The organism is Arthrobacter sp. efr-133-TYG-118 (assembly GCF_030209755.1).
Classification (GTDB): domain Bacteria; phylum Actinomycetota; class Actinomycetes; order Actinomycetales; family Micrococcaceae; genus Arthrobacter.
The window spans coordinates 57,597-66,614 of the sequence record NZ_JARVRH010000038.1 but is presented as its reverse complement, the minus strand read 5'-3'; the positions used below and the strand labels follow the sequence as shown (position 1 = coordinate 66,614).

Genomic DNA, 9,018 nt, shown 5'->3' with positions numbered 1-9,018 from the left:
TCGCCCTGGCCACGGGGTCCCTGCCCTCCACCGGCGGCCACCGCCCGCAGATCCTCGCCACCATCGACCACCGCGGACTCTTCCCCCAAGACAGCTCGGATCCACAGTCCGGACAAGCCTCGCGGTCCGGGCAGCCCGCCCTGTTCGACCGGCCCCGGCAAGCCGGCGGCACCGGGTCCTTCACGTTCACCGGGCCCGTCCCGGCGGCGACGTTGCGCACACTCGCCTGCGACGCGGACATCATCCCCGTGGTCCTGGGCGGCGAGGGCCAGGTCCTGGACATCGGCCAGGCCTCCAGGATCTTCCCGCCGCAGATCCGCAAAGCCATCACGGCGCGGGACAAAGGCTGCGCGTTCCCGGGCTGCACCATGCCGGCCCCGTGGTGCGAGGCCCACCACATCCAGCACTGGTCCCGGGGCGGACCCACCAGCACCGCCAACGGCACGCTGCTCTGCAGCCATCACCACCACCTGATCCACAAGGAAGACTGGCACATCCAAGTCCAAGCAGGCGTGCCCTGGTTCATCCCGCCACCCCATACCGACCCGCACCGGAAACCCCGAAGAAACCACTACTTCCAGATATGAGCTCACGCCCCCAGCAGTCCTGTCGTGCGGTACGGAATCACCTCGCGGAGGAACATGCTGGTGGACGTGCGCACGATTCCGGGGCACAGCCTGATCTCTTCGGACACCCGATATAGATCGTCGGGGCTCGTGGCGACCACGCGGATGATGAGGTCGGTGTCCCCGGCTGGCGCATGGCATTCAAGCACCTCGGGGATGTTGCGCAGGGCAGCGATTGCCTCGTTCAGCCGGCTCTGATCCAACTCCGCACTCACCGCAGCCGCAACGCCGCGGCCCAGCGCCGAGGGCAGCACCCGGCTGCTGTTCGGACGCAAAGCGCCCGACGCCGACATGCGCTCAAGGCGCGACTGGACGGTCCCGCGAGCCAAGCCCAAGCGCTGGGCGAGGACCATGATCGGTACCCGGGGGTCGTCGTCGAGCGCGGCAAGGATCCGCTTGTCCGTTGAATCCAGTTCCTGCATCGCTGCCGCTTTCTGCCTAGTTGCCGGGGGTTCGGTTGGTCAGAATGTCTAACCGAACCCATTCTCCCGCGCAATGCCTGCCGAGCGACCCGTCAATGGAACCAGGTCGTCCGCGAGCCATGGTTGCGAATCATTTACATGCCCGTAACGGGAAACCCTTGACGGCGTGAATTTAAAACGCGAAACTCTTCTCATATGTGATTGACGTCTCAAGACGATCGACGCCCAAAGCGCCGGCTCTTGGGAAGAAACCAAAGGCGAAGAAAATGGCAACAACACTCGAACTGACCGTCCGCACCGCATCATGGACCCGGCCGCCCCGCGAACTGGTCCGGGCGTTCGAAGCGTTCCCCGTAGCAAACATCGGTGACGCCATGGAGCGGCTCGGAATCGTCGACGGCGGAATCAGCCCCGTCTGGGAAGGCGCCCGCTGCGTCGGCTCGGCCCTTCCCGTCCTCGGTGCCGCGGGAGACAACGCCGCCGTCATCGAAGCGCTGAACTACATCCAGCCCGGTGACGTCGTGGTGATCAACGGCTTCGGCCATGAACACCGTGCCTTGGTGGGTGAGCAGCTGTCCCAGCGCTTCGAAGCCGCCGGCGCTACCGGAGCCGTCATTGACGGCTACATCCGCGACCGCGCCACCATCACCGAAATCAAGTTCCCAGTGTTTGCCCGTGGAGTCACCCCTGCCGGCCCGTTCAAGAACGGCCCGGGAGTCATCGGCGAACCCGTAGCAATCGGCGGCATCGTCTGCTCGGCAGGCGACATCGTCGCCGCCGATGACGACGGAGTCGTGATCATCCCCCAGGCCCGTGCCACCGAAATTCTGGAACGAGTCATCGCCGTGGCCGCGCACGAGGCCGAGATGACCGCGGAAATAACCCGCGAATACAGCTGAACACCGCTTTCTCCCACCCCAGCCCCCTCATAGACTGAAAGCACCCACCATGACAAAGCAATCGACGGACTCAGTGGAACTGAACACCGCTCAAATCAAAGTCGTAACCGCTGACGGCAGGATGGTGCGCAAAGCAACATTTGCCGGCACCATGGGTTCCTTCGTGGAATGGTACGACTACGGCATCTACGGCCTGCTGACCACGTACTTGGCCATGAACATCATGGGTTCCAAGGACGTCGGCTCCCTACTCCTGACCAACGTCGGCTTCCTGGTGAGCTTCCTTGCCCGCCCCTTCGGCAGCGTCATCTGTGGTTTCCTGGGTGACCGGCTGGGCCGCAAGAACCTGCTCGCCGTCCTCCTGCTCCTCATCTCCGGGGCGACAGCGTGCATCGGCCTCATCCCGTCGTACTCAGTCATCTTCTGGGCCGCTCCGGCCTTGCTGATCCTGTTCCGGATCCTTCAGGGCTTCTCCGCCGGCGGCGAAGTGGCTGGGGCCATGGCGTTCGTGGGCGAATACGCCCACAACAAGCACCGCAACTACTCCATGAGCTTCATCGCCGTCGGTTCCTTCTGCGCCCTGCTTTTCGGTAGCGCCCTCTCCGCCGGCCTCATCACCACCCTCGGCGACTCGACCATGCAATCCTGGGCGTGGCGCATCCCGTTCCTCTTCGCCCTGCCCTTGGGCTACGTCGGCTTCTACATCCGCTCCAAGATGGAAGACACCCCGCACTTCGCGGCACTTCGTGAGCGCAACGAGGTGGAACGCAACCCCCTGCGCACCGTCTTCACGTCCAAGCGCCACCTCAAAGCCATCGCGCTGACCATCTTCCTCCCCGCGCTGAACGGCCCCGGCTACTACCTCCTGTTCGCGTACATGCCCACGTACCTGAAGACCCAGTTGGGTGCAGCCAACAACTTCACCATGCTCCAGGCACTCCTCGTCACTGCAGTCAGCCTGGTGGCCATCATCATCGCGATCCCGCTGATGGCCCGCCTGTCCGACCGCATCGGCCGCAAGCCCGTGTTGGCTCTCTCCGCCGTGCTCATGGCCGTTGTTTCGTACCCGATGTTTGCCATGATCACCACCGGCAACATGCCGCTTGCCTGCATTGCAACGGTCGTCATGGCCATCGCCTTCTCCGGCCACGCCGCCGTCGTCCACACTGTGTTGACCGAAATGTTCCCCACCACCGTCCGCTACAGCGCGTACAGCATCGGCTTCAGCATCAGCACCATCATCTTCGGCGGCAGCGCGCCGCTGGTCATGACGGAACTCATCAAGGCCACAGGCAACAGCATGGTTCCCGCCTACGCCTCGATCGGGACGGCCATCATCACGCTCGTTTCGGTCTACTTCCTGAAGGAAACCAAGGGCCAGCCCCTGCAGACGCACTAGTAGCGGACCACCAGAACCCCGACGGCGGCGGCCTCCAGCCACCGCAACGGCAGCCGCCGCCGTCGAACCCTTAGCAACACAACAGAGACAGAACCTCCTAACCAGGAACAGAAGCGGGAGTCACCTTGAGCATCAATTCAGTCGCCGTCGTCGCAGACCTCGGCGAAAGCTACGGCAACTACACGATCGGCGACGACGACGCCCTCCTGGGCCTCGTCACCGCCTCCAACATCGCCTGCGGTTTCCACGCTGGGGACCCGCGGGTCATGGATGCCACCGTCAAGGCCTGCGTGGAGCGCAGCATCGAACTCGGTGCCCACCCCGGATATCCGGATCTGGTTGGCTTTGGCCGCCGCCTCATCGAAGCCAGCGAAGAAGAAATCCGCACCGACGTGCTCTACCAGATCGGCGCCCTGGACGCGTTCGCCCGCATCCACGGAGGCAAGATCAGCCACGTGGCACCGCACGGACGTATGGGCAGCATCGCCCAGACCGACGCCAAGCACGCCCGGGCCATCACGGACGCCGTCAAGGCCTACGACCCCTCCTACATTGTGATCTGCCAGAACGGTCTCCTGGCCGATGAATCCCGCAAGCGCGGCCTTCAGGTCGGCTATGTCTTCCTCGCCGACCGCGGCTACGGCGAAGACGGCATGCCCGTCTCACGCAACAGCGAAGGCGCACTCCTGCACGACCCTGAGGAAATCGGCCGCCGCGTGGTCCAGGTGGTCACCGAGGGGACCGTCCGTGCCGTCACCGGCAAGGTGGTCCCGCTCGGCCACGATGCCGACGTCGTGCTCCTCCACGGCGACCACCCGCAAGTCCTGCAGAACGGGACGGCGCTTCGTGCGGCCCTGGACAAGGCGGGCATCAAAGCCACAGGACTCCAGGAAGTCCTCGCCGAAAAGGCCCGACTCGCCACGGTCTGAACTGCCTTTTGACTGCGTCCCAGCAAACCGGATCCATCACCCGTACCACCGAGCAGGACTCATGACCACGCACACAGCACCCGCAGGGCGGCTGCGCCACCCACCCGAACTGGAAGCCGAGCCGTTCGGCGATTCAGCCCTCATGCTCCGGATCAAGCACGACGACGCCGACTTCCGTCGGGCGGCGGGCAGCAGGCTCCGCGACGTGCTGCTGGAGGTGCGGCCGTACGGGGTATTGGACATCGTGGCCGGCGTTGAGTCTTTGCTGGTCGAGTTCGATTGCCTGGCCGTGACCCACGAACAACTGGCCCAGACCATCCGCTTGGCGGTCGCTGGAAACGGCCTGGAACCGGGAGCACCTAGCGCCTCGCGATCACTTTTTGTCATCCCGATGGTGGTCAGCGAGGAATTCTCCCCTGACCTTCCGGACGTGGCCGAGGAACTGGGACTGAGTCCGGAGGCGGTGCTGCAGCAATTCCAATCCTCGGTGCTGACCATCAACCTGCTGGCCGCGGCCATGGCCCCCATGATGGGCGGCGTCCGATTCCCGGGCCAGGTCAGCCGCTGCGTCGAGCCACGGACCAATGTGGAGCCCGGCTCTGTGATGGTGGCCGGCACTAACGCCATCATCCAGCCGTTCCCTGGGCCAAGCGGCTGGAAAGTGATCGGCCGGACTCCGCTCACCATCTGCGACATCCGTCAAAATCCCGCCACGTCCTACAAGCCGGGGGATCTGGTCCGTTTCGAAGTGGTGCCGGAGCACGGTTGGTCTCGGCTTGAGGGCCAGTTCCTGCGGGCCAGCTCGGACGGCCCTCCCTCGGACGGCGCCGAAGGGGGTAACAATGACCTTCCCTGAGCATCCGATCAGCATCAAAGTAAGTGAAGCAGGCTGGCTGTCCACGTTCCAGGACTTGGGGCGCGAGAATTCCGAGTTCATGGGAGTCCCTTGCGGGGGCGCGGCGGACCAGCGCTCCGCGGCCGCGGCAAACATCCTGGTCGGCAATAGCCGCAAGGCAGCGTGCCTGGAAATCATGGGCGGACGTTTTGCGTTCACAGCCACGCACGAGGTGATGTGCGCGGTGACCGGAGTCCCGGCGGAAGTCACGGTGAACGGAGATCCTGTTGCCATGTGGGAGCCCCTTTGTCTTCCTGCCGGAGCCCGGGTTGTGCTTTCCAAGGCCAGCGGCGGCATGCGGAACTACCTAGCCTTCAGCGGGGAACTGGAAACCGCCCGTTTCATGGGCAGCGCCGCGCCGGAATCGCGCATGGGCTTCCCACAACAGCTCGCTCCCGGGCAGACTGTCACCCTCCACAGCCGGTACCGCGGATTCACGCACCCGTTCCTGACCCAGCCCCTGTTCCGGCTGCCTGTTCCGGTGCCGGACTTCAGCCCGGATGTGTGGACTATCGACGTCGTCGACGGTCCTGAAACGGACCGGACGCCCGGGATCCGGAAACTGCTCAGCTCCAGCCACTACACGGTCGGTGCCAAGTCCAACCACGTTGGCCTCCGGTTGGACGGGCCAGTGGTGCATCCGGAGGGACTCGGGGAAATCGTGTCCCATGGAGTCCCAATCGGCGCATTCGAAATCCCGCATGGCGATGAGCTCATCATCCTTGGCCGCTCAAGGACGCTGACCGCTGGCTACCCGATTGTGGCGGTCGCAGCCAAAGCTTCCCTCTCCATGCTGGGGCAGGCCAGCCCCGGCCGGAAGATGACCTTCCGTTGGATCGGCAACGACCAAGCAGTGGAGCAATACCGGGAACAGCAACGCGGCCTGGCGCATCTGGAAGACCGCGTGCACGCCCTGTTTGCCGCCGTCGGGCTCCCTGTCTCCGCAAGCTTTGCGGCGGTCTCCTCACCGAGTCCCGCCGCGGCGTGACCCACCCACCCGAAGAAAATACTTGACCGTCAACTTCTAAAATGAGAAACTCTTCTCATATGTGATTTGGATCTCAAATGACTCGCACAAAGAACGCAAGGAACTGAAACCATGGGACTTCTGGACGGCAAGCTCGCGATCATCACCGGTGCCGGTACCGGCATGGGACGTTCGACGGCGGCCCTGCTGGCAGCCGAGGGTGCCGCGGTGGTGCTGGTGGGGCGTCGTGAAGACGTGCTGCAGGAACTCGCCGCGGAAATCGTTGCCGTCGGCGGCCGCGCCGTTGCCCGGGCCGCGGACATCACTTCCAAAGACGATGTTGACGCGCTGCTGGACTGGATCCACGTGAATCTGGGCCCGGTGGACATCCTTGTCAACAACGCAGGCAGCTCTAGCAAGGTCCTCAACGTCCGGTGGATCAGTCAGCAGGAGTGGAATGACGTCCTGGACGTCAACCTCAACGCCGTCTACCTGCTCAGCCAGGCAGTCCTTCCGGACATGCTGGCCCGCAAGACCGGAACCATCATTACGGTCTCCTCGCTCGCCGCGGTGAACCCGAATTTGCTCGGCGGCGCCCCGTACGGTGCGGCCAAGGCCGCGGTCCGGAATTTCATGACGTACCTCCACAACACCTTCCGCAACGACGGACTGCGCGCAGTGACCATCCTTCCCGGTGAAACCGCCACGCCCATCCTGGACAACCGCGCCCGCCCGCCCCGCGTAGAGGAGCGCGACGCCATGGTGCAGCCCGAAGACGTGGCCCGAGCCATTCACCTCGTGGCCACACTGCCCCAGCGCACCGTCGTCCAGGAATTGGTCATCGCCCCCACGCTCCAGCGGGACACCTCCGGCGACATCGAGATCAGCCGCTGGGCCGGAGCCCCCGCCAATGAGGCGCCGCAGCGATGAAGCTCCGCAGACTCTACCCACCCGCGGCTGCGACAAAGACCCCCAAAACAACCTCAGCAACCACCCAGATCAGGACCCTCATGACACTTGAGCCAGCCACCGCCGTCGCCGATTTCCAGCCCTCAGAGGCGGTGCAGCGCATCCAGCGCACATCGCTGCGGGTGCAGCAGCCCCATTCCAAGGGGGATCTTGTCTCCTTGGCCATGGGCGAGCCGGACTTCGACACCCCGGCCCAGGTTCGAGCAGCAGCCGCCCGCGCCCTCGAGGACGGCTTCACCCACTACTCGCCGTTGCTCGGCGAGCTGGTGCTTCGCGAGGAGCTGGCTGCCCGTATCGGCCGGCTCCTCGGCGGAGTGGCCAGCCCTGGCGACGTGCTCATCACGCAGGGTGGCACGGCCGGCCTGTCCGCGGCGATCCTTGGCATTGTCAACCCGGGCGACAAAGTGGTCATCCCGGACCCCACCTATTCCCTGTACGCGGATCTCGTGAGCATGGCCGGGGGCATCACCGTGCCAGTGCCGCTGGCCGATGACCTTCACTGGGACCTGGAGGCGCTGGCCACCGTGCTTGAAGGCGCCAGGATGTTCGTCTTCTGCAACCCCTCCAACCCGACCGGCATCGTGCACTCCCGCCGCGAACTTGAAGCCCTCGCAGACATGGTGGCCGGAACAGACACCTTGATCCTTTCCGATGAGGCCTACAGCGATCTCGTCTACACGCCCGAACCCTTCACCTCGGCACTGGAAATCGAAGCCCTGGCCGGCCGGACCATCTACTGCCAGACCTTCTCCAAGAGCTATGCCATGACAGGCTGGCGCGTCGGCTACCTCTGGGGCCCGTCCGACGTCATCGCCTCCGCAGCCCGGGTCCACAACACATTCAACGGCTCCATGAACCAGGCCGTGCAATACGCTGCGTTGACTGCTCTCAAGACATGCGGACCGGACATCGAACGCATGCACGCCTCCTATGCGTTGCGCAGGGAGCTCATGGCCAACGGGCTCCAGCGGATTCCGGGTCTTACGGTCAGCTCGCCGGAAGGTGCGTTCTACCTTTTCCCCAAGTACGACGTCGAGCTGCCGGCGTCCGCGATGGTGGCTCACCTTCGCAACCATGGCGTGGCCGTCCGTCCCGGCAGCGAGTTCGGTCGGAACGGCGAGTTCCACTTGCGCTTGTCCTACGCCGCCAGCTCCGAGGCCATTACCGCCGGTGTGGAGCGCTTGGCGGCCGGTCTGGCCGAGCTCCGGTGAGTGGCGCGGACGTGGCCAGCGTTGCGCCTGCCGCTCAGGCGCTACGCTGGAATCTGACACGGAAGGGGGCGCCCATGCGCAGCGACACCCAACGCAACCGCCGCCAGTTGGTGCGGGCCGCGGGGAAGCTTTTCGCCAAAGCCAAGGGCCCGGTGAGCATGACGGACATCGCCCGTGAAGCCGAGATCTCTCCCGCGACGGCGTACCGACATTTCGCCTCGGTGGAGGACGTCCTGGCCGCGTTCCGCTTTGGTGTTGGCGAGAAGCTGCGCGATTTCAGCGTTGCCCAGACCACGTCCGGGGTGGAGCTGCTGGAGAGCGTCAGCCGGCACTGGGTGGGTCTCGTCATCAAGCATGGCGGTTCCATGGTCCACACCCGCTCGGGCGAGGGGTACCTGGCCCGTCTTCGCTCCGGCGCTTACTACCTGACCATCCAGGCCGAGGCTTTGGAACGGCCACTCCGCGAGGCCTGCGAGGAACTAGGCCTCCCGCCCCTCGGGGACGAAGCAATGTTCTTGTGGAACATCCTCTTTGACCCCCGAGAAATTTTCGATCTGCTCAACACCGTCGGCCTGGACAAGGACCAAGTGTCCACCAAGCTTTGTGCGGCGCTCCGCGGTGCCATGGCCGCCTGGGCCGCCGCGGAGCCAACCCCGGCAAAGTGACCAGCTTCTGTCCAGCTTCTGTCAGTAGATTAGTCA

Annotated in this window: 10 protein-coding genes; 9 read left to right on the top strand and 1 reads right to left on the bottom strand. The window is 64.7% G+C overall.

Annotated elements, in window-relative coordinates; all coding sequences use genetic code 11:
• On the top strand, positions 1 to 587 hold a 587-nt coding region (locus QRN59_RS23400; RefSeq protein ID WP_284984817.1), incomplete at its 5' end, for an HNH endonuclease signature motif containing protein.
• Positions 588 to 589: 2 nt separating this feature from the next.
• Here QRN59_RS23400 and QRN59_RS23395 read toward each other — a convergent pair.
• Entirely contained in the window at positions 590 to 1,048 is a 459-nt protein-coding gene (locus tag QRN59_RS23395; RefSeq protein WP_284984816.1) for an Lrp/AsnC family transcriptional regulator, read from the bottom strand.
• Positions 1,049 to 1,314: 266 nt separating this feature from the next.
• On the opposite strand from QRN59_RS23395, the gene QRN59_RS23390 reads away from it, so the two are divergent.
• From QRN59_RS23390 to QRN59_RS23355, 8 genes are all read left to right on the top strand, one after another.
• A complete protein-coding gene (locus QRN59_RS23390; RefSeq protein ID WP_284984815.1) occupies positions 1,315 to 1,947 on the top strand; it encodes an RraA family protein in 633 nt (210 codons plus the stop codon).
• A gap of 49 nt (positions 1,948 to 1,996) precedes the next feature.
• The gene (locus QRN59_RS23385) at positions 1,997 to 3,346 is read left to right on the top strand and encodes an MFS transporter (protein WP_284984814.1); all 1,350 of its coding nucleotides are present in this window, start codon (positions 1,997 to 1,999) and stop codon (positions 3,344 to 3,346) included.
• Positions 3,347 to 3,471: 125 nt separating this feature from the next.
• Complete coding sequence (locus QRN59_RS23380; RefSeq protein ID WP_284984813.1) at positions 3,472 to 4,275, top strand: LamB/YcsF family protein; 804 nt, start codon at positions 3,472 to 3,474, stop codon at positions 4,273 to 4,275.
• A gap of 61 nt (positions 4,276 to 4,336) precedes the next feature.
• A complete protein-coding gene (locus QRN59_RS23375; protein WP_284984812.1) occupies positions 4,337 to 5,131 on the top strand; it encodes a 5-oxoprolinase subunit B family protein in 795 nt (264 codons plus the stop codon).
• Positions 5,118 to 6,158: a 5-oxoprolinase subunit C family protein gene (locus QRN59_RS23370; protein WP_284984811.1), complete on the top strand. Its 1,041-nt coding sequence runs from the start codon at positions 5,118 to 5,120 to the stop codon at positions 6,156 to 6,158. The genes QRN59_RS23375 and QRN59_RS23370 overlap by 14 nt, the downstream gene beginning before the upstream one ends.
• 111 nt (positions 6,159 to 6,269) lie before the next feature.
• A complete protein-coding gene (locus tag QRN59_RS23365) occupies positions 6,270 to 7,067 on the top strand; it encodes an SDR family oxidoreductase (RefSeq protein ID WP_284984810.1) in 798 nt (265 codons plus the stop codon).
• Positions 7,068 to 7,147: 80 nt separating this feature from the next.
• Positions 7,148 to 8,317, top strand: a complete 1,170-nt coding sequence (locus QRN59_RS23360) for a pyridoxal phosphate-dependent aminotransferase (RefSeq protein WP_284984809.1) — start codon at positions 7,148 to 7,150, stop codon at positions 8,315 to 8,317.
• A gap of 74 nt (positions 8,318 to 8,391) precedes the next feature.
• The gene (locus tag QRN59_RS23355; protein WP_236813488.1) at positions 8,392 to 8,982 is read left to right on the top strand and encodes a TetR/AcrR family transcriptional regulator; all 591 of its coding nucleotides are present in this window, start codon (positions 8,392 to 8,394) and stop codon (positions 8,980 to 8,982) included.
• Positions 8,983 to 9,018 lie beyond the last annotated feature (36 nt).

Excerpts from the sequence above, each read along its gene's own strand:
- QRN59_RS23375 (WP_284984812.1), top strand. The coding sequence starts at position 4,337 with ATGACCACGCACACAGCACCCGCAGGGCGGCTGCGCCACCCACCCGAA.
- QRN59_RS23370 (WP_284984811.1), top strand. The coding sequence starts at position 5,118 with ATGACCTTCCCTGAGCATCCGATCAGCATCAAAGTAAGTGAAGCAGGC.
- QRN59_RS23390 (WP_284984815.1), top strand. The coding sequence starts at position 1,315 with ATGGCAACAACACTCGAACTGACCGTCCGCACCGCATCATGGACCCGG.
- QRN59_RS23355 (WP_236813488.1), top strand. The coding sequence starts at position 8,392 with ATGCGCAGCGACACCCAACGCAACCGCCGCCAGTTGGTGCGGGCCGCG.
- QRN59_RS23360 (WP_284984809.1), top strand. The coding sequence starts at position 7,148 with ATGACACTTGAGCCAGCCACCGCCGTCGCCGATTTCCAGCCCTCAGAG.
- QRN59_RS23365 (WP_284984810.1), top strand. The coding sequence starts at position 6,270 with ATGGGACTTCTGGACGGCAAGCTCGCGATCATCACCGGTGCCGGTACC.
- QRN59_RS23395 (WP_284984816.1), bottom strand. The coding sequence starts at position 1,048 with ATGCAGGAACTGGATTCAACGGACAAGCGGATCCTTGCCGCGCTCGAC.
- QRN59_RS23385 (WP_284984814.1), top strand. The coding sequence starts at position 1,997 with ATGACAAAGCAATCGACGGACTCAGTGGAACTGAACACCGCTCAAATC.